The 20,484-nt window shown below is 48.8% G+C and carries 18 protein-coding genes and 1 pseudogene; 2 read left to right on the top strand and 17 right to left on the bottom strand.

The window, feature by feature from the left end; all coding sequences use genetic code 11:
• Nucleotides 1-56 precede the first annotated feature (56 nt).
• From BJP58_RS00810 to BJP58_RS00785, 6 genes and pseudogenes are all read right to left on the bottom strand, one after another.
• The gene (locus BJP58_RS00810) at nucleotides 57-1,649 is read right to left on the bottom strand and encodes an ABC transporter substrate-binding protein (RefSeq protein ID WP_194542377.1); all 1,593 of its coding nucleotides are present in this window, start codon (nucleotides 1,647-1,649) and stop codon (nucleotides 57-59) included.
• Between the two features lie 63 nt (nucleotides 1,650-1,712).
• Nucleotides 1,713-2,609, bottom strand: coding sequence for a carbohydrate ABC transporter permease (locus BJP58_RS00805; RefSeq protein ID WP_194542376.1), 897 nt, complete (start codon nucleotides 2,607-2,609; stop codon nucleotides 1,713-1,715).
• A gap of 37 nt (nucleotides 2,610-2,646) precedes the next feature.
• Complete coding sequence (locus BJP58_RS00800) at nucleotides 2,647-3,606, bottom strand: ABC transporter permease (protein ID WP_071221841.1); 960 nt, start codon at nucleotides 3,604-3,606, stop codon at nucleotides 2,647-2,649.
• Between the two features lie 410 nt (nucleotides 3,607-4,016).
• Nucleotides 4,017-7,259 carry a PQQ-binding-like beta-propeller repeat protein gene (locus BJP58_RS00795; protein ID WP_194542375.1) on the bottom strand — a complete coding sequence of 1,081 codons (3,243 nt, stop codon included), beginning with the start codon at nucleotides 7,257-7,259 and terminating at the stop codon, nucleotides 4,017-4,019.
• Nucleotides 7,260-7,813: 554 nt separating this feature from the next.
• A pseudogene (locus BJP58_RS00790) lies at nucleotides 7,814-8,452 on the bottom strand (DMT family transporter); the annotation flags it as partial.
• 87 nt (nucleotides 8,453-8,539) lie between these two features.
• Nucleotides 8,540-9,346 carry a helix-turn-helix domain-containing protein gene (locus BJP58_RS00785; protein WP_194542374.1) on the bottom strand — a complete coding sequence of 269 codons (807 nt, stop codon included), beginning with the start codon at nucleotides 9,344-9,346 and terminating at the stop codon, nucleotides 8,540-8,542.
• Nucleotides 9,347-9,488: 142 nt separating this feature from the next.
• On the opposite strand from BJP58_RS00785, the gene BJP58_RS00780 reads away from it, so the two are divergent.
• On the top strand, nucleotides 9,489-10,295 hold the full coding sequence (locus BJP58_RS00780) for a phytanoyl-CoA dioxygenase family protein (RefSeq protein ID WP_194542373.1): 807 nt from the start codon (nucleotides 9,489-9,491) through the stop codon (nucleotides 10,293-10,295).
• Between the two features lie 53 nt (nucleotides 10,296-10,348).
• Here BJP58_RS00780 and BJP58_RS00775 read toward each other — a convergent pair whose 3' ends face one another.
• The 5 genes from BJP58_RS00775 to BJP58_RS00760 all read right to left on the bottom strand — a co-directional run bounded on the left by BJP58_RS00775 (nucleotide 10,349) and on the right by BJP58_RS00760 (nucleotide 13,553).
• A complete protein-coding gene (locus BJP58_RS00775) occupies nucleotides 10,349-10,888 on the bottom strand; it encodes a GrpB family protein (RefSeq protein ID WP_194542372.1) in 540 nt (179 codons plus the stop codon).
• A gap of 185 nt (nucleotides 10,889-11,073) precedes the next feature.
• Nucleotides 11,074-11,526, bottom strand: a complete 453-nt coding sequence (locus BJP58_RS33410) for a zinc-binding dehydrogenase (protein WP_233354845.1) — start codon at nucleotides 11,524-11,526, stop codon at nucleotides 11,074-11,076.
• A complete protein-coding gene (locus tag BJP58_RS33405) occupies nucleotides 11,510-11,869 on the bottom strand; it encodes an alcohol dehydrogenase catalytic domain-containing protein (RefSeq protein WP_233354844.1) in 360 nt (119 codons plus the stop codon). The genes BJP58_RS33410 and BJP58_RS33405 overlap by 17 nt, the downstream gene beginning before the upstream one ends.
• Before the next feature lie 20 nt (nucleotides 11,870-11,889).
• Complete coding sequence (locus BJP58_RS00765) at nucleotides 11,890-12,498, bottom strand: TetR/AcrR family transcriptional regulator (RefSeq protein ID WP_194542371.1); 609 nt, start codon at nucleotides 12,496-12,498, stop codon at nucleotides 11,890-11,892.
• 212 nt (nucleotides 12,499-12,710) lie between these two features.
• Nucleotides 12,711-13,553 carry a hypothetical protein gene (locus BJP58_RS00760; RefSeq protein ID WP_194542370.1) on the bottom strand — a complete coding sequence of 281 codons (843 nt, stop codon included), beginning with the start codon at nucleotides 13,551-13,553 and terminating at the stop codon, nucleotides 12,711-12,713.
• 92 nt (nucleotides 13,554-13,645) lie between these two features.
• Between BJP58_RS00760 and BJP58_RS00755 the strand changes: the two genes are divergently transcribed.
• Entirely contained in the window at nucleotides 13,646-13,993 is a 348-nt protein-coding gene (locus tag BJP58_RS00755) for a hypothetical protein (RefSeq protein WP_194542369.1), read from the top strand.
• 194 nt (nucleotides 13,994-14,187) lie between these two features.
• Here BJP58_RS00755 and BJP58_RS00750 read toward each other — a convergent pair whose 3' ends face one another.
• The 6 genes from BJP58_RS00750 to BJP58_RS00725 form a co-directional block, all read right to left on the bottom strand.
• On the bottom strand, nucleotides 14,188-15,312 hold the full coding sequence (locus BJP58_RS00750; RefSeq protein WP_194542368.1) for a GerAB/ArcD/ProY family transporter: 1,125 nt from the start codon (nucleotides 15,310-15,312) through the stop codon (nucleotides 14,188-14,190).
• A 17-nt stretch (nucleotides 15,313-15,329) separates the two neighbouring features.
• Nucleotides 15,330-15,569, bottom strand: coding sequence for a hypothetical protein (locus tag BJP58_RS00745; protein ID WP_194542367.1), 240 nt, complete (start codon nucleotides 15,567-15,569; stop codon nucleotides 15,330-15,332).
• A gap of 9 nt (nucleotides 15,570-15,578) precedes the next feature.
• Nucleotides 15,579-16,787, bottom strand: coding sequence for a Ger(x)C family spore germination protein (locus tag BJP58_RS00740; protein ID WP_194544762.1), 1,209 nt, complete (start codon nucleotides 16,785-16,787; stop codon nucleotides 15,579-15,581).
• A 35-nt stretch (nucleotides 16,788-16,822) separates the two neighbouring features.
• On the bottom strand, nucleotides 16,823-18,418 hold the full coding sequence (locus tag BJP58_RS00735) for a spore germination protein (protein ID WP_194542366.1): 1,596 nt from the start codon (nucleotides 18,416-18,418) through the stop codon (nucleotides 16,823-16,825).
• Nucleotides 18,419-18,693: 275 nt separating this feature from the next.
• Nucleotides 18,694-19,209 (bottom strand): DUF3189 family protein, encoded by a 516-nt coding sequence (locus tag BJP58_RS00730; protein ID WP_194544761.1) that lies wholly within the window; start codon nucleotides 19,207-19,209, stop codon nucleotides 18,694-18,696.
• Nucleotides 19,210-19,384: 175 nt separating this feature from the next.
• The gene (locus BJP58_RS00725; protein ID WP_194542365.1) at nucleotides 19,385-20,467 is read right to left on the bottom strand and encodes a Gfo/Idh/MocA family protein; all 1,083 of its coding nucleotides are present in this window, start codon (nucleotides 20,465-20,467) and stop codon (nucleotides 19,385-19,387) included.
• Nucleotides 20,468-20,484: the final 17 nt, after the last annotated feature.

The raw sequence follows: 20,484 nt of genomic DNA, 5'->3' as shown, positions 1-20,484 counted from the left end.
CGTTTGCATCATTGGCATGTAAACCGCTCCTATCTTCCTACTTCGAGTCATTTCGATTACTTTACATTTGTATAACGTTCATACTGCGCTCGTTTGATATCCAAGTAGCTCTGGGCTCCCATTTTGTCCAGAGTCTTTACGTAGTTATCCCAGTCCGTGTCCAGGCTGGCTTTCCCCGTCACAAACTTCACCCGCATCTCCTCAATGTATTTATTAATATCGGTCAGGATCGCGCTCGTTTGATTGGCTTCCTCATCCGTAGGAACAAAATCTGGCCAAAGCTCTTTAGGCGCCAACTGATTCAGCTCAGCCGGATCCGCCTTAATCTCGTCGGCTACCGTCGTCCCACGTGCCGCCATCCGCAAATCGTCGTCTGGCTCAACATATGGATAATAAGCACCATACACATTATCAACATATTGGAAAGCGCCCAGCTGCACGCCGCCCTTGTAATTTAGAATCTCGTCCTTGTATTTCGGTTTGCCGTCAACCATATCATAGGTTTCGCCCTCAAGTCCAAAGGTGGCAAAGTTAATCCCTTCCTCCCCATAGAAATAATCGATCCACTTGATGGTTTCAACCGGATATTTGTTTTTGTTGGTGATGACAAAGCCGAAGATCCCTTTGGCAGGCGGCCCCAGCACCCCGGCGACTTTATCCCCGTTCGGCCCCTCGAGGGCATGAATGCCTACATAGTTCTCGGCTGCATCCTTACCTATATATCCCGGTCCTTCCCATACAAACGAACCGATCAGATTGTTGGAGCCGTCCGTAGACCACTTCGCATAATCATAGCCTGTCGTAAAATTTTGCTGGGCCAGTGACCCGTCCTTGTACAAATCGCTCATGTAACGGAGCAGCTCTCTGTACTTCGGATCATTAAACGTTGTCTTAACCTGTCCGTCCGCGTCCTTATATAGATATTGACCGAATGCCTTGGCACCGCCTTCCCCCATGCCGAAGCTGCCGGCCAGAAAGCTCTCCAGGAAAGTCCAGTACTGCGATTCAAGCACCCACCCGAGACGGGAGCTGTCCTTCTCCCGAACCTTCATGAGCGCTTGTCGGAACTCCTCGGTCGTCTTGGGCACTTCAAGCCCTGCTTCATCCAGCCAATCCTTATTGATATACAGGCGAACGGAATTGAACGCTTTAGAGAAATCGACGTAAGGCAGGGCATAAATATGCCCGTCCGACATCGTGATGGCTCCCTTAATGTCCGGATTATCCTTCAGGAGTTTGTTCAAATTCGGAGCATGCTGCTCAATCAGGTCCTCGAGCGGAACAAATAAGCCCTGTTTGCCGTATTTCATCAGCTCGTCGGTACCGAAAGCAATGCGATAGAATGCATCCGGCAGGTCGTTGGAGCCAAGCATGACATTTTTTCGTTCGTTGACGGCGGAACCCGCCAGCTCCTCAAATTCGACTTGAATGCCGGACATTTCTTCGTATTTTTGCCACATCCATAATTGATCGGCCGGAGGATGCACATCGGTATACCCGCGCTTAACAATCCTTAGCTTGATGTTCCCGGGATCTCCGTCCGTTCCGGCCGGTTCCGGCTCCGCCTTCCCCCCTGAACCGCCGCAGGCGGAAATCGTCAACGAAAATGACATCGTTATGGCAAGCAGAAGTTTCATTCCTTTTCTCATATCCATATCCCCTCTTTTCATGATTATGAGTTCCAAGCGGTAATAACCACTCTCAGCATCGGCTTACCCTTTGATAGCTCCCACCATGATGCCTTTCTCAAAGAAACGCGACAGCAGCGGATACAACAGGAGCAGCGGCAGCGCGGATAATACAACGATCGCATATTTCAAGCCTTCCTTGACCATCATCTGATCCGCATATTCGGCACCGACCGATATTCCGGCCATTTCCTTGAAGTCGTTCTGAACCAGTATTTCTCTTAAAATCAGCTGCAGCGGGAATTTACTACGATCCGTCAAATAAATCATAGCGTCAAAATATGAGTTCCAATGGCCGACCCCGTAGAACAGGATCATTACGGCAATGATCGGCATCGACAAAGGCAGCACAATTCGATACAGCATATGAAAATCATTGCAGCCGTCGACGTAGGCGCTCTCTTCGAGCTCCACCGGAATCCGGGTCTGGAAGTAGGTTCGCATAATAATCATGTTGTAGGCGCTGATCGCACCAGGCAGTACCAAGGCCCACATCGTGTTCAGAAGTCCGAGCTCCTTGTTTACCAAATAAAGAGGGATCAGCCCGCCGCCGAAAAACATGGTGAAAGCAAACAGCAGCGTAAACAGTCCCTTGCCGTAAAAACGCTTTCTGGAGAGCGGATAAGCGCCAAATACCGTCATCATAATATTGATCGCCGTCCCTATGAATGTATACAGAAGCGTATTGGCATACCCTCTCCAGATCTCGCTGTTCTCGAACACTTTGGCATAACTGTCAAGATTGAAGCCTGCCGGGAACAGCAGCAGCGGCTTGTCCCAAATTTGGCGCGGATCGGAAAATGAAGCAAACAAGACAAAGAGAAGCGGGTACAAAATGACGATGATTACCAGAATGGACAGCACTAGAATGATGATATCGGCCAGCTTTTCTCCAGGCGTTCGTTTGATGTTCAGCAGCACTTCTTACATTCCCTCCTTAATCCTGCATCGACGACCTCTACCATAAGCTGGTCTCCCCCGCTTTGCGTGCAACCGCATTAACGATAATCAGGATGATAAAATTGATCACATTGTTGAACAGGCCGACTGCCGCCGAAAAACTGTATTGGGTGTTAAGCAGTCCGCTCTTGTACATGTAAGTGGAGATCACCTCGGAGGTTTCCAGGTTCATCGCGTTTTGCATCAACAGAATTTTCTCGAAGCCGACACTCATGATGCCGCCGGCGCTCAAGATGGACAGGATCACGATGGTCGGAACGATGCCGGGAATCGTGATATGCCAAATTCGCCGAAATTTGCTGGCCCCGTCCATATAAGCCGCCTCATACAGGTCAGGCGAGATGCCCGAGATGGCAGCGCTGTAGATGAGCGAAGACCAGCCAACTCCTTGCCATACGCCCGACCAGACGTATAGATGCCAGAATTTCGATGGCTCTGCCAGATAATCGACCGGTTCCCTCCCCAAGGAAACAAGGATGGAGTTGAAGACGCCATTCGTCGGCGAGATAAAGAAGAACAGAATACCGACCGCGACCACAACCGAAATGAAGTGCGGTGCGTAGGAGATGCTTTGGGCGAATGAGCGGAATTTACGATTTCGAATCTCGTTGAACAAAAGCGCAAGCAAGATCGGAGCGGGAATGCCAACCAACAGACCGTATAAACTGATCCCGATGGTATTCTTCAGAATCGTCCAAAAATAATAAGCGTCAAATAACCGCTCGAAGTGCTCGAACCCGACCCATGGACTGTTCCAAATGCCAAGGCCAGGCATAAAATCCTTGAAGGCGATCTGAACGCCGTACATCGGCCAATAATGCCAGATCAAAAAATAAAGCACCGCCGGCGAGATAATGATATACAACCCGATATTTCGCTTGAGCTGCCTTTTAACATGCGTCCATTTGTTGGACTTTGGAGCGGGCTGTGGGGATGCCGAGTTTAATCGGGCGTCCATGCTTTGTCATGACCTCCTTTTTCTCGATCAAAATAGTAAGTAAATATTAGCCACGGTGGTCGACTAATATCGGCTTCCGTTGGCAATGCATCACCTCCTTTTCGTAACTTACTTGTACTAACAATTTTGAATGTATTGATTATTTGTTATAACACATTCTAGTTAGCATTCAATTTCCAGTCAATATGACATCGAAAAATTGCTACTTTAGAAGTATAAATTGCACTTTTGTTATGACAAATTTCGACGGTACAGCCATTGTTAATGATGAGAAACAATCCATTCCATGCGTTTGGTTGACAACAAAAAAAGCCGCGTAATTCACGCGGCTGTTCCTACTATATGGACGACGATACGACGATATGGAAAAAAAGTGTCGTGTTTTTAAAATGGCTGAAGCTTTCGTCTGCTTACAGGTAACCTGCCAGTTTGGCAAGTATTTCTGCTTGTTCGCCCGTCAATATTTTGCCGGATTGTGCACTAACTTGATTGGAAAAGGCGTTCAGCATGCCTTCCTTGGCAGAGGTGTTACCTCTATTCTCGGCCTCTTTGGCATGGAGGAGTTTACTTGACAGCGATTGTGCGAGTCCTGGATCGCTCGCGGCGAAATGCGCTGCAAGCGCGGACAAGCTGTCATACGTTACAATCACCTCGAAACGAAAGACCGCTTCCGTTTTATTTCCCGCCAGATCGATTGCCTTGACGGAGATATCGTGGGATCCAGGCTCGAAGAAATAGGCAGGACGTTCAATAAGTGAATGAGAACAAGGATTGTCAGCTAACCCAGACAGACTGTCGACGGCGCTGCACGAAACGTATACAGAATCGGTTACGGTGTACGTACGCTCACCGGTGAATTCAACGACAGGTGCCGTCTTGTCGATCTGCACCTTCAGCGTCCCCGGAACCTCAGGCACGCCTGAGAAGTTAGTGGCGGAATAGGTGACCGTCGTGACGCCTTCCTTCGTGATTTCAAGCTGGGCCGTATTCCCTTTTATTGTAGTCTTCTCTATTGGCTGTGCCCCTTCCGCAGCGTATGCAATGGAGTACGCGCGGTCGGCAGAGATGGACAAGGACACATCGGAATTCACCCAGCCGTTCTCGTTGGGAGAAGGCGATAGACTAACCGTGGAGACGGGCGGCACACTGTCTTTTACCGTTACAAAGAAATCGTCATAATAGGCTGTTGCCACATTGTATCTGGAAGTTACCGCTATCAGTTTTGCATAAGCCGCATTAGCTGGAGCCTTCCCTCTTAGCGTCACTTTCTGCCATTGGGCCAATCGCGATTCATCCAAATGGGTTTCCAAGGTGGAGATGGTCGCGTTATTGCTATCAAAGAATCGGAACATAAAGCCAGGCTGACCGGATTCAATATAGAGATTCATGCCCGCCGTATATTCCTCTCCCGGAATGACGGGAATCGGATCACTCTGAACGGCAACAGATGCCGTTCTCAGCGTGTCCGTAATCTTCAGGCTGTGCGTTCCCGTGAAACTGCGTTCTGTGCTGCGATCATAGCGGTAACCGTTGCCTGGAGCGAATAACGGGCCCCAACCCTTCAACTCCTCTTCGAAGCCGGGATTGGTGACGGGAACAGCCGTATGCGGCGGTTCCTCCACGACCTCACCGTCAACTTCCATCCGATACAGGATCGTATTGGTTTGCATGTCCGTGAAATACAGATTCCCGTCCGCATGTAGATCGAATCGGGAGGTGTCGGCCAATGTCCGATGTTCCAGCGTTTCAGGGTCAATGACCGTCAGTTTGTTGTTAAACAGCACATAGAGCAGTCCATCCTCCGACCAGCGGAGCGGGTGATGCGCCCATTGGCTGAAATTCAAGCTTGGATACACTTTTTTACTCTTCACGACTTGATACGTATCGGGATCGATCGCAAAAATATACTCATAGGATGCCCCCCAGATCAATCCGTCCGGACCGGCCGAAAGATCTCCGATGAATATCGGTTTGTCCAGTCCGGGAACCCGAAGGGGAAACTCGGCGATTTTTTGCTGCGTCTCCTCATCCCAGACAAAAATCTTCGCTTCCGCTTCCGTCGGCTCAGAGCCCAGTCCGCCTCGAATCGTGGTGGAACCGAACACCTTGCCGTCATGTACCGTCGTGCTGAGCACGCTCTGATTCTGGACGACGTTGCGATGAACGTTGATTTCTCCGGTGACGGTATCATAAACGGTCAATGAGCCGCCCAGCGTGCCGTAGCCGGATATCGTCGAAATGTACAGCTTGCCTTTGGAACTGGAGATATCCACCAGCCTCTCCTGATCGTTGCCCAGAACGGCCAGTCTCTTCGGATTGTTCATTCCAGGCTCCGTTGATAAATCGAACTCATACAGTCCGCCCTCCGGGTACACGCCCATATAGACTTTATTGCCCACGGCATGGACGCTATCGGCTTGGCCGATGCTGAACGGCGTTGCGGTGTTATCCGTCAGATCGACGAGCGAGGATCGCGCCTGCGAGCCGGTGGTAATCAGCTCCGTATCGGATACGCTTTTCAACCGGTTGACAACCCCGGGGAGACCCGGAATAACAGGCGGCAACAGGTGCACTTGCTTCGTTTCAATATTCATGATCGTAACGCCGCCGTCATAACGGACGGTTACCAGATTTTTGCCCGGATATTCCGGATTATGGGGAAATTCAACCCAATCTACTCCCCGAAATCCGCTGTTGTACTCCATTCCGGTTAACTCGACCTCATGCGTGGCAAGATTAAACGTTTTCAGCTTCTTGTCGGACATATAATACAGTTTTCCGTCATGCGAGTCCGTTGCGTGCAGCCCCGTTACGTTCTCCAGTACAACATCCAGCCAGCTTTCCGTCTGCGTATCGTAGATATACGCCTCTCCAGGAATGCCGCTTCCGTCCGTATATCTGGCAAACAAATAACGGTTATCAATCGTGCTCAGGTCATACACGGTGTCTTCTTTAACCGGCAGGGAAGCTGCGATATTCGTTTTCTCACCTGTCGTTAGATTCACGCGTACGATCTGCTTATGCGCGGTACCTGCATATATATTGCCGCCCTGGTAAGCTATGGAGCGTACATATTCCTGGTCAAGCGACCCGATGACGCGGCCATAATCTTTGGTTTGCTTTGTAGCCGGGTCATACTGATACACTTTGCCGCCGGGATAGGTTCCGACATATACGCGGCCCTGTTCATCCGTGGTGATGCTGTTCGGAACCGACTGGCCGTCGAACTGTGCAACTTGCACAGGGACATGAGTAACCGGCGAGTAACTCCACAGCTTTGCTCCGCCACCGTCAGCCGCAAGGAACAATGTTCCGTCCGGTGCCGTTGTATGTGCCCATGAGCTTTCGGAGGGTCCGATTGGAATGCTCCGCAGCAGTTTATAATCCTCCAGATCAATGACATTAAGATGCCCCGGCTTTCCTTTACTGGTCGCGTAAAGCACGTTGCGGCCCTCTTCCTTACCAGTTGTACCGTTGAACACAGCCACCGTATAGTTGTTAGGGACCAGAATTTCTTCCGGTGTTCCATATGTTTTTTGGGCCAGCCTGCTCTCCCCGGAAGCAGCTGCGACACCGCTGCCTCCCGAGCATGCCAATATAAAACAAATTGCAAGCATCAAGACCTGGTACTTGCCACCCTTTCTAAATCTCATAAATAACCTCCTTAGAATCAATCGTTGTCTTCCCGAAAGACCACTGCGCATGCATGCGGGTATCGAACGGGCGTTAGTCTCGGTTTTTGTATACGGACCCTCCTTTTTCGATGCATTGACAAGCCCTTGTTAAGTAGAATCCAGAACTTGGACCCGGGTCGTCTGGCCCGTATATTAGGCAAATAGCAAGATGGTGTCAATCGATATTTATTTTGCTTTATTACATTTATCTCGTTATGGGTCAAAGTGGATTTTGCAAAGGTGGTAGAATAATCGCAAAATCTTCATCGAAAATTTAAAGCTTAGAACCCAACAGAAAAACAACTAAACCCGACGGTTATCAAGAAAAAAGCCGCAATTTAAGCGGCCTGGAGCAAAATATAAATTCGTATCACACGCGGCATCCTTCCTTTTTAGGAAGCTCTTTAGGAAATTCTTCATTTTCGTTTATATCGAAATCCCTTAATTACATGAATGCTTCAGCTAAGTTACAACGGGGGGATAAAAAAACAAAAGACTGCCTCTTTAGCAGTCCTTCTTGGTGCTATTGAATGTTACTTAGGTACAGCAGCAACTCTTTCTTGTTGTGTTCGTCCGCCATGATTGGTGATAAACACCCCGGTTAAAATGAGAATTAGGCCGAGGATCAGGCTCCATCCAATCGGTTCATCCAGCAGTGTATATCCCCAGATCATCGCCGTTGCAGGCACGAGATAAGTGACGGATGTCGCGAACTCGGGGCTCCCTTTCAAGACCATATAATTGAACAGAATATAGGCCACGCCAGAGCCGAAGATGCCGAGGCCAACAAGAGAACCTATATTGGAAGGCTCCGCGATTCTGGCAAGCTCAACCTTTTCCGTTGTAAGAGCGATTAATCCACTCCCTGCCATTGCCCCAAGCAATGTCGCGAACGTTAACTGATACAAACTCAGTCCGCCCAATAAACGTTTGGATAACTGCGAACCAACGGCATAACACAAAGTAGCACCAATCATTGTCGCAAACCCAATGAAATCGACGGTAATAAATGATCCAGGTCGAATACCGAGCAGAATAATCAGTCCGACAAGCGCGACGCCCATGCCCATCCATTGAATCCGCCTAAACACGGAGCCGAAGAACAGCAACCCAACGATCATGGTCCAGATCGGCGTCGTTGCATTCAATACCGAAGCCATGCTGCTGGCCAGTGGAGGTTGTACAGCGTGATTCTATACAGCGCTCTTGCAGGCAGCTTCCATTGGTATGATTCATGAATAACGTAAGCCTGGCAGCCTTCATGTAGGCTTGCACGCCTGGCGGTACTGCCTCGGTGAAACCCCGTACTGTTTGCGAAACTGATCGGCAAAATGATTGTAACTGTTAAACCCGACATCCTGCGCGGCTTCGTTCGCCGTACGGCCGGAATGGGTCATCAATAAGGCGGCATGGCGAACCCTCATCTGATTCAGATGCTCTACGATGGTGTACCCCGTTTCTTGCTTGAACAAGTGGGCCAGCCTTGACCCCGATATTCCGATCTCTCGCGATATCGCGTCAATTCGAATATCTTCTTTTAACGATCGGGACAGCAAACCAAGGGTCTGCTCGACTCTGGGATCGAGTCTTTTGCTTATCCGCTGCGCAAGCAGGAGCAAAATTTCACGCAACGAATTCTCACACAGCGCCTCCCATAGGTCCAAACGATCCAGTGAATCTTGAAGTACATTCCGAAATGCTTGCTCGACTCGCCCTCGGACACGTTCATCGGGCAGCGTTTCGACTAGAAACTCCTCATAACGCAGCATCCTGTTTTCTGGAAGTCCGGGATAATGGATCCATAGGAAGTTCCAGCGTTTCCCCTTCACAGTTCCGTATTCATGCGCGATATTGGCGCGCAGTAGGCCAAGCTGCCCGGGTCCGCAGCGCTTCTCTCCGGCAGGCGTACGGACATAGCCCTCTCCATGCAGCGTATATACAAGCAGCCAGTCCTTCATGCCATGAGGGCGACGTAAGCGATAAGCATCGTCTTGATCGAAATGGTCGCCGAATATGGTGCCGGTACTTTCTAAGGGTTTCACCTGCCTGCCCGCCGGCGTTCGCATGAACCTCTCCTCCTTTTGTACCTGTAATAACAGAATAGCAGAATCCCGGTATTAATAAGCAGAAAACTGACTTCCTCTCAAGTTAAGCAGGCGATATTCTATTGTCAATAGGAAAAACAATAAACGTACAGGAGGCATTCCCATGCAAAAGCAGCCAAGAGTATTGACTCAAGAACAGTTGCAATTGTTCGAAACGGAAGGTTATTTAATCGTAAAAGGGCTCTTCCGCCAGGAGGAGGTGTCGGAAATCGAAGCAACGTTTGAGGAGATCAGCCATACTACCGTTCCTGGCCACTTTGAGCCGGTGTTGGATGAGGAAGTTGTCGAACCGCTGAAGCGTTATCCCCGTGTGATGCATCCGCACCGCTTTAATCCGACCGCGATGAAATATATGCTGCACAAGCCTGTTATGGATGTACTGGCCGATTTGTATGGCGAGCCGGCACTCGCGGCTCAAAGCATGTTCTATTACAAACCCCCGGGTTCCCGCGGACAAGCGCTGCACCAGGACAACTTTTACCTGCAGGTCGAGCCGGGTAACTGTATCGCGGCGTGGACCGCAATCGATGCGTCTAATGAAGAGAACGGCGGGTTGCTCGTCGTTCCGAAAACAAGTGATTATGCTCTGGTGTGCCCGGAGGAAGCCGACTCGAACGAGTCGTTCACCACCCATTTCGTAAAGCCGCCCAAGGATAGCAAGGCCCTCCCGGCGATCATGGACAAAGGCGATGTGCTGTTCTTTAACGGCAACCTGATCCACGGCTCCTACCGTAACAAATCCAACCGTTTTCGCCGAGCCTTCATCTGCCACTACGCCAACGCCTCGGCTGCCAAGATCGGTGCTTTCTATCGGCCATTATTCCGGGAGGACGGGACGGAAGTCAATCTCGACATCAATCCGAATGGCGGTCCGTGCGGCGTCGAATTTGATACGGCATATCCCCATTAAATTTCATGCGACCAGCGTATACCTTGATAGCGCTGGTCGTGCTGTTTTTAATCTTAATCTTCCCACACATTCTGCAGCGGAAGGCCCAGCTCGCTTCGGGCCGCATCCACAACCATCTGAATAAAAGCGGTTTTCTCCTTCGTATAGGCTTCCATGGAACTTGCGTTTAGGGCAGCCGCCCTTTTTACTGCGCCGTACTGCGTGACAAGCTCCGGATGAATACGCAAATAATCTCGCAGCAAAATTTCATTTCTCGTATGGAACAACGCATCATACATCATAAGGTGAACATTATGAGTCCACTTTCCTTCCGTACGCTTGGCAAATAAATATCTCCCCTGCATTCCGGTTGGAATATGCGTATAGCTAGCCGGATCAAACCTTGATTCATAATAGGCGACCGGCCGGAGCGGCGTCAAACCGACAAAGATGTCGATCACCGGCTTGGATGCCTGCCCGGGAATCGCGGTACTCCCCACATGCTCGATGGCTGCCGCTTCGGCACCAAGTCCCGAAAGAAGCGCTTCTTTTTCGGATTCAAAAGCTTCCGCCCAGCTCTGGTCATATTCTACAATGGTGATGGTATCCTCCATCACGCTCACCTCGCTTTGCTTTTATTAACCTAAGAGTGGTTTATGAAATTATGTAAGAATTAATTATATATAAAAAAATGCCTTTGATGAAGACTGAGTGGATAATAATTCCACCTCCCATTAAATTCGGCGTAAGGTACAGTATAGAAAAGCCCTACCATAGAGATCTTGGTAGGGCTGATTCATTAGGACAAGTGCATATCAACTAAAATTTTGCATTGTTTTCGATCATTGGCCAATGTTTCAAAGCCTTTCTCGACAATATCGCCGAGCGGTATGAGGCTTGTGATGACCTTGTTCCCATCAATGATACCTCCGGCGAGCAATCGAATCACCTCGGGGAACAGGTTTGCGTAAGCGTAAGAACCGGTAATTTTGGCTTCGGTCTTTACAAAGCTGTTCGGGCTAAAGGTGACCGGCTGTTCCCACAAACTCACAACCTTGAATTCCCCGCCTTTTCTCACCGCACTTACGCCGCTCAAGAATGTAGCCTGCACACCCGCCGCATCAAAGGCTACGTCCACTCCTCCGTCCGTCAGCTCCTTGATTCGTGCAACTGCATCGACTTCAACCGGGTTAAGTACGTGGGTTGCACCTAGCTCCAGCGCCTTCTCCCGGCGGTCATCGGATACTTCCACGACGATGATTTCGCTTGCTCCCGCCGCTGTTCGAGCACAGATTCACCATTCCTCTTCGGCAATTGGAGCAATGGCCGCAAGCGATGAGTGGTTCAACGGCCACCTGATCACCGGGCTCCACAGTGGTTACGCCTTCTCCTACTTCAACGACCGTACCGGAGAATTCATGTCCGAGAACCGGCTGCGTGCGGATTGGAAATGTACCCGCTACATATTCATGCATGTCGCTTCCGCATATGCCTGCATAATCCACTTTGAGGAGTATCTTTCCCGCTTCAAGAGGAGGAATGGCCGTTTCTTCAACCCTGATGTCTTTAGTTCCGTATATTTTCGCTGCTCTCATGATGTTATCCCCTTTGCTGTTCACGATGAATGCAAACCGTTCAAGACAAGACGAATAATATGCTCAGCTGCCTGCGCGGCGTTGTCCTCCGCAGGGGGCAAATCGCCGAACACTGGCTCGAGGAACGGGTTCTGTCTGGAAAAGATAACGACCCCCATCACAAAATGGACGGCGTACACAATCGATTCGAACTGAAACACGCCTTGGCTCTTCCCTGCTTCCAGTATGGCTCTTAGATGTACCCAAGAAGGATAATAGGCATTCGAAAGCATCTTGAGCCGGGGACTTTGCATCATCATTTCCTGCTGCAGGATATGAATCAACTCTTCGTTATCGTAACGGTATGCAACAAAACCACGGATAAACGCTTCAAGCGCGTTGATTGGCTCCGCCAAGTTGAAGGACAGCTTCGCAAAATGTTCATTAAGCGGTTCGAACAAAGCATAGAGCAGCTTGTCCTTTCCTCCGAAATGGTAGGATACCAGCGCTAATGCAACGCCTGCTTCGTCGCAAATTTCCCTGACGCTGGTGCCTTCAAAACCTTTTCCGGCAAACAGCTTCTTCGCTGCCTCTAAAATCTTCTGCTTTACGTCCTTTTCCTGATTTTGTACCTGTTCTTCGTTTACCATTCGATATCCATTACCTGTCTACATGTATTTGCTATTCCAATTATTCGTTAAGTTGATTCTTTGATTTGAACGTTCGTTTTGAACAATTGTTCAAGCAGCTGCGAATTCATTTTACTCCTCGTTTTTATTCATGTCAAATGTGTCTGCACCCTTGGATCAAGAGCCGCGGTCTTCCCCGCAGCCATGATCCTCGCCTCCGTATGCAGTTCATACTATCTCGCTCTTCTAGTCTTTAACCATGGAGTGATTCGCCTGGTTCTTCCGATCATTTTAGGGAGCAGCATCAATGCGACGATACAAGAAATGATTAAATACACGGACTGGACTCCTTTCTCTTCCGACACCATCTGTTCCACACTCGTACCGATCAGCAGAACAGGATGTTTCGTATCGTCCCCCGGTAAGGGAAAGGCTTCCAACTGGCCTTTGTTAGCCCGGCCAATTACCGTCACCCAATCCCCGGGGGAGACGGCATAATAACCGTAAGCCGTACCCTTGGGACTTTCCATCAGCAGCGGTCGGGATGAATTTCCTTGGTAAATCAGGGAGACATGTTTCGGGTCAACCGTCGCAAAATTCAGCGGAAGCCAGTCCGTGTAAAACCTGAACCGTTCCGCCTGAACCGTTACTCCGTTAAGCTCTGAACTTCCCCATGATTGGTGGCTTCCGTTATCATCCAGCTTGTAATCGCAACCACCCTTGCCGCATTCCCAGCGGAACGGCTCTTTCTGGAGCAGAGCATAAAGATCCTGGAGCTTGCCTTCATCCGTATATGCCGCTTCTCCCCCAGCCTGACCTTCGAGACGTACATAGCCAGTCATTTCGGATGTCAAATGATGGACCGGCTGAGCTTTGTTTATAATGGTCGTGAGCCGGGCGGAATTCCAATACATTAGAAGCGATCCAAGCAGGATAATCCATCCGATCGCTTCCATAATCCGAAACCAGAACCGATCGAAGCGGGTGTCTTCGGATCGTTTACGTTGTTTTCTCGCTTTCTGCTTATATGTATGGATACCTGTACGACTGGGTTTATTTTTGCGTTGCTTGACCACGGGTTTTATCTCCTCCTCCCGTTAACGATGTCAGAGATGACAATTATCATATACGACTGCCAGGTACGCAGGGTTTCAGTCGGTTTCAGACAATGGATAGGATCAATACGGACCCTTCTACTCTTGTTCGCGACTGGATTGGCAACTATGTAGCGGAGCATCGAAGAACGGATGAAGATTCTGCTGCCGAGCTATATTTGGCAGGATACCAATTGCAGCAAGCATTGGGAGGAAGGGAACATGTCAACAAGGAATTCGCTAAACAATTGCAAGAGCATTCCTTGACGAACCAGAAGGAGTTTACGCAGTTGATCTTGACGACCTATATGGATCTCGACCTTACGATTCCTTCGTGTTTATCCAAGACTTATAGAGGCTACGCTTATTCTCAAATGTTTTTGTTGGGCTTGATCGGTGATAAACCTAAGAATTTGACATAAATCACAATCGCCGTTATTCCTTAATAATGTCAGAGTGACTTCATCTATTAGTGCGCAATAGATAAACTTCCCTTTCCTGCCGGCTCAACATAAAAAAACCGTCTACAAGTAGACGGATCGCACAAGCTAAGCTATTTCCATTTCAATAGCGATTTCTGTGGATTATCAATTAACCCACTTTGTCCTCCAACCGTTTAGGCGGATTTCGAGGACTTTTTGTTTTTTTTGGAACCAATTTTACGCAATCCGTGCATGCCGAACAACAAAAGCGGGAGTATAAATCCGATGGTAATCGTATACGGAATCCAGGTCTTAGTATCCCATACCAACTTGAATGGAACATTGGGATAGATGAAGACGGAAACCGCGGCCAGAATCCAACCGAGCGGAACGACCAGAGGCTGATAGTTTTTAATATTAAATATTTGGCTTACCCCAATCGCTATGGCATAGAAAAACAAGGAAATTCGATAAAATAAAGTGATAAACCACATCACGGCCATGACCGCCTCAATCCGCTGAAGAAAATTGCCGATATTGATTTTTTTTGCCAGCATATAACTTGGATACAGGTTTCTTGCTGTTATGTCTGGACCCAGTACCAAGATCGTTAAGGCAATAATCGTAAACAACACCATCGCTCCGAATAAACTGCCGATATAAACGGCTTTGTATGTTTCTGACGGTCGGTTGACGGCCCCCGGGTAGATGATCATCAACACGACATTCGGCAGAAAAGTAATGCTAACGAAAGAGACGGCGGCTGGAAAGAAGGGGTTAATCCCCGATTCCAAAATCGGCATAGCATTCTCCCATTTAATCTCTGACAATAATAATAAACTCATGGATAGAAACAGAAGAAGAAACCATGGAAAGAGCATTTCCGCTGAACGAGCCAGCACCTCAAGGCCTAAACGCACCCCAAGCACAACCAGGGCCCCAAATAGGAAGATGATCGCCTGAATCGGAGTTTCCGGCAGCATCTGGATCGTCATGAAAATACCGATCTCATGTAACACCGTAGCGGGACCGCCTAGGAACAACGTAAGCAGGAAGAGAAGGTTTATCGTTTTGCCGATCCATTTTCCAAAAAGCTTCTCGGACAACTGCATTAAATTCGTTTCCGGATATTTTTTGAACAATTGCAGCTGCAGCGCCAGAATGATGAATCCGAGGCCGGTACCGACCAAGCAGGCAATCCATGCATCTTGCTTAGCAATGGAAGCCATACTCGAAGGAACGATAAGAATAGCGCTTCCGATCGTATACAAGGCAGTTAATATGCTGACCTGACGCAGTGAAATTTTGACTACGGGCATCTTTCCCGCTCCTTTTCTTATTGGATCAAACCGATGGCAGTAAGCCAATCACTGAGCGGCTTGAATACGACCGTGATCATAGCCAAGGGAGTTGGGATATCTTTCATGACCGTTTGAGCCACGCTGATTCCCATGCCAATGAGCATGAATACCGCGAACCCCCAGATTTCCCTGTATTCTTTTTCCCGGAGCATCCTCGGCAGCTCCAGCCAGGTTAAGATCCCGGCTGAAGCCGCTATAATCGCGAAGTTGAGCATGAAATCGCCTCATTCCTTGATATCATTTAGAAATGAATCGTTGGTAGTTCCTGTACGCCGGATTTTATAATCCACCTGGATATGGGTCTCGAGATTCGGAAAATATCGGTCTTCCCACTCGTCCTTCATCCCTTTCCACGCCTTCGGGTGCGCACGGCGAAAAGCTTCCCCGAAGCCGAAGATGTCCACTTTATGCTCCGTTTGTACTTTAGCGATAACCGCCTCTAAGCTTTGGGTAAGTCTTTCTTCCATTTGGACTTCGAGGTCTCTTAAGGTATCAGGGTGAGACAGATCCAAGCCGCCGCACTCTACAGAGCCGATATTTCCCTCCATATTAATACGGATATCCATTTGAGGACGGGATTGGACCATTCTTCCCTTCAGCTTCGTTTCGGACCTAAGCGTCTCCACAATAACCTTGCCATCGTTCCGCCGGCAAGGTATGAAATCTACAGAGCTTTTCACGTGCCCCGTAATAAGTCGATACCCTCTGCTATCCTTCTCGTTTAACCACCCAATCTGCTTGTCCCTTTTGAAAACGGCAAGCCCCGAATATTTCAATTGGCTTGGCGTATTAATATTTTCTACATTCTTCTTCGTTTTTCCGATGTCCCGATTCCCAGTTATGATCAATCCTGTAAGCACGGGGTGTTTGCCGCTGCTGGTCATATCGCTTATCAATTCATCCAGTGTTACAGCCATGCTGGGTGACCATACCTTCTCGGAGATTTGCAGCGATTCGTAAAGTTTATTTGCAGGGATGGTTTCCAGGGACGTCATGATTTTCAACGTTTCCTCCGCCGTTGCTCCTTTGGTCACAACCAAGTAGAAATCGGGTCTAAATTCATGATCCCTGGATAGCAAGTCCAGAACTTTGGCAATCCCTTCCTTTGCCATTGCCTCATCCATAAGAAACATCCGTAAATGGGAAAAATAAATTTTCCGCGGACTGATCTGTGTCATCCTCCGCGAGGCTTCAAAAATAGTGTCCCCTTCTGCCGTATACAATGTAGCAGGCGCTTGGGGACCTCCACTTCTTTTGGCGGTGAGCTGCCCGGGATTGGCAACCTGGACAGTTAAACGATAGCGGCCTTCCTCCCAGTCCACCCCAGCGGCTACCGCTATGGCCAGATCGTTCAATTCCCTGCGATTCCAGCAACCGCTTAGAAGAAGCATGATGACAATATGCAGGAGAATCAACACCGTGATCCGTTTCATCCATTTCACTCACTTTCCCGCTGGTCTGCAATAATCTATTCCCGCGATTTTTGGGGTGGTGTGCTTTTTCTGCGCTTTTGGTTGTTCTGATTCATCAGTCGGGGGCGACTCAGCAGCATCCAATGCGGGAGCCGCAATATCGTATCTTTTTGCCCCTCCGGAATTAACGGCGCGAAAGGTGACATGTACGGAACGCCGAACGAGCGTAGGCTGCACAAATGGAGAATTAGGGCGATGATCCCCACTAAGATGCCGAACAGGCCAAAGGATCCGGCAAGAGCCATTAACGGAAACCGGAGCATCCGAAAAGCAATGGACATATTAAAGGATGGAACGACGAAGCTTGAAATTGCCGTGATCGCAACCACGATGACCATGGCGGGCGAAATGATCCCCGCTTCAACAGCGGCTTGCCCAATCACCAATGTGCCTACGATGGAAATCGCCGATCCGATATTTTTGGGCAGCCGCACGCCTGCCTCCCGAAGGATCTCGAAGGTAACCTCCATAAGGACCGCCTCGACAAAGGCAGGAAACGGGATCTGCTCACGCTGCCCAGCCAGTCCGAACAGGAGCCTTGTCGGCAGCATTTCGTGATGAAAGGTGGTTATGGCAACATAGAGGGAAGGTCCAAGCAAAGAAATAAATATGCTCAGGTAGCGCAGCAAGCGCAGGAAAGAGCTGATATCCGCGCGCTGATAGTAATCCTCCGCAGCATGCAAGAAAGAGACAAAGAGAGCCGGAACAATCAGAACAAACGGAGTCCCGTCCACGATAATCGCAATTTTTCCTTCCAGCAGCTCGGACGCAACCACATCCGGACGTTCGGTATTATAAACGGTAGGAAAAGGAGTTAACGTCTTATCCTGGATCAACTCCTCGATATAGCCGCTCTCCAAGATGCTGTCCACATCGATTCGTCCAAGCCGGGTCCGGACTTCCCCGACAATTTTTTCGTTTGCAATGCCATTAATGTACATCATGGCGACATCCGTCTGCGTCACTCGACCGATCTGTTGCGTTTCCATCCACAGTTGAGGATCCTTGATTTTCCGGCGAATCAAGGCTGTATTCGTACGCAGCGACTCCGAAAAGGACTCGCGCGGGCCGCGGACGACATTCTCCGCCGATGTTTCCATGACCCCGCGGTCCTTCCAACCGCGTGTACCTGCCGCGATGCCTCGATTCAATCCATCTACCAGAAAAATGGTGTCTCCCGACAATAAGGAATGGAACAACTTTTTATAATCGGTAATAGACTGAATCTCATTATTGACGAGGGAAATTTGTTCTAATATCTTTTGCCCGTCGAATGGTTTCGAATGTTCCGAATCTTCCCTGACCCGGGATTTCGCAATATCTGCTACAACCATCATGATGGATTCCGAGATGATCTTTTGATCCGCCAAACCGTCCGTATAAACGATAGCGATATAGTGTATCTCCTCTTCATCCAGCGGAATTTCCCTGATCACGATATCGGTGCTGTTGCCAAGGGCTGCTCTGATATGGTTTAGATTGCTTTGTATATCCGGGCTTAAGGCATCGGGATCTGTAATCGATGTGTTAGCCGGTAGGGTATCTTTGATGCGGTTATTGATGGGATGGCCGGTTCTTCTTCGATACCGCATGGGAACATCCTCCCTCTCTCAGATGCTATTCCCCCATTATTACCGAAGAAAACCAGCTGTAAACTGTCTGATGCACATTGCTGTGTACCAAGCAGGCCAAGGGAATTTTCGATAACATCCACTCTCACAGGATGACGCGGCTGAACGAAAATTGAGTGATTTTGTATCATACGATTCAGCTCTATAACAGAAACGCTGAGGCATATTTGGGCTAATAAAAAAGAAGATACACCTGTGGAATCCCGGATTATCTTCTCAGTGCGGATATCAAATAGCTATGCGGAGAAATTTTTGTTCTCCATAACGATTACAGACTCTGTTCCAGACCTCGAGGCTGCGGTTTGTTTGGTATGTAGAACCAGTTCACGGATGTTGCTGCAGCACCGCTTCGCCCCTGCGATTAATAATGGATCGCCTATAAAACTCAATTTTAATCTTTTAGTTAAAAATCCCCCAATTGTCATGACCAATGGAACGGTAGGCGAAGTATTGGAATATACAATCGGCTCTGAGTTCTGATATTTGTCTTGAAGGATAAGGCTCAAATTTTTTAGAGCTGGAATGACAACTTTGGATGAGCCCCTTCCAAGTGTGTATACCGGATTCCCGTTCTCATCCAGCCCGTGGAAAACGAGTTTGCCCATGTCGGAAGTATTGAGTTTATTGAAATAGTCAACCGCCAGAATCTCGTCTGTAGTAAGCTGCCGATGCGTGGGTAATTTATTTAGATGATACGCGGCTGCCAACGAGGTTGTATGGGTTCCACCGTAATCATTATAAATAAATATCATTTCATATAACCCTGCCTTCATGATGTAATGAGCTTATTATGCCCCATTAATCTATACTATATCCCATTCCTCCCCATCACCTATCCACAGTTTTGCTAGATTCAATATGATCGACATAAAAAAAGCCCTGAACATCAGGGCTTTTGCATGATTAAATCATCATATAAATCTAAACTTAGTCCAGGTAAACGGCTTTGCCGAGTTTTGCGGATTCGTAGAGAGCTTCCAAAATTCGAGATACGACATAAGCTTGTTCCGGGGTTACGACAGGATCCTTATCCTGATCGATCGCCTCGATCCATCTTCTCATCTCAACATCCGGAGCCTGCTCCTTCTTCCCGTCATAGAACGCCACTCCGCCGGAATTCAATTCGATCTCGTTGGTGTACAGACGACTGAATTTCTCGCCGTTGATGCGAAGACCGTTCTTCATGTCGGCTCCGCCTTCCGAACCGCTCAGCGTACATTTAGCTTCATCGATATCCAGCGTATTGAGCGCCCAGCTGGATTCCAGCATGATGGTCGCGCCATTCTCCATTACAATCATACCGAATGCGGAATCCTCAACGGTGAATTTTTCCGGATCCCATGGCCCCCAAGCATTTGCCGCGTTCTCCTTGCTAGACAATTCATGGTAAGTGGTACCGAGGACGATCTTCGGTTTGTAATTATCCATCATCCAGAGGGTCAAATCGAGAGCATGCGTACCGATATCGATAAGCGGCCCGCCGCCTTGTTTTTCCTCATCCAAAAACACGCCCCAAGTTGGAACCGCTCTTCTCCGTACGGCATGAGCCTTGGCAAAATAAATATTTCCGAGCTCACCGGCTTCGCATACTTGTTTCAGGTAAAGACTGTCTTCACGGAATCGGTTATTGTATCCGATCGTCAATTTCTTGCCTGTGCGCTCTGCGGTTTCCATCATCCGCTTGGCATCCGCAGCGGTTTTTGCCATCGGTTTCTCGCACATTACATGCTTACCTGCTTCAAGGGACGCAATGGAAATTTCAGCATGCGAGTCATTAGGCGTCAGAACATGAATGATATCGATGCTTTGATCCTGCAGCAGCTCTTTATAGTCGCTATACACTTTAGCTTCCTCAATCCCGTACTTGCTAGCAGCAGCTTCTGCCCGATCAAGGACGATATCACAGAATGCCACAAGCTCCACGTTGTTCAATCTGCTTAAACTCGGCAGATGCTTCCCGTTTGCGATACCGCCACAGCCGATAATTCCAATTCGATACACCTTAGACATGAATCATCACCATCACT

The sequence above is a fragment of the Paenibacillus sp. JZ16 genome, from assembly GCF_015326965.1.
Taxonomy (GTDB): Bacteria; Bacillota; Bacilli; order Paenibacillales; family Paenibacillaceae; genus Paenibacillus_AQ.
This window is presented reverse-complemented; position numbering and strand designations above follow the sequence as displayed.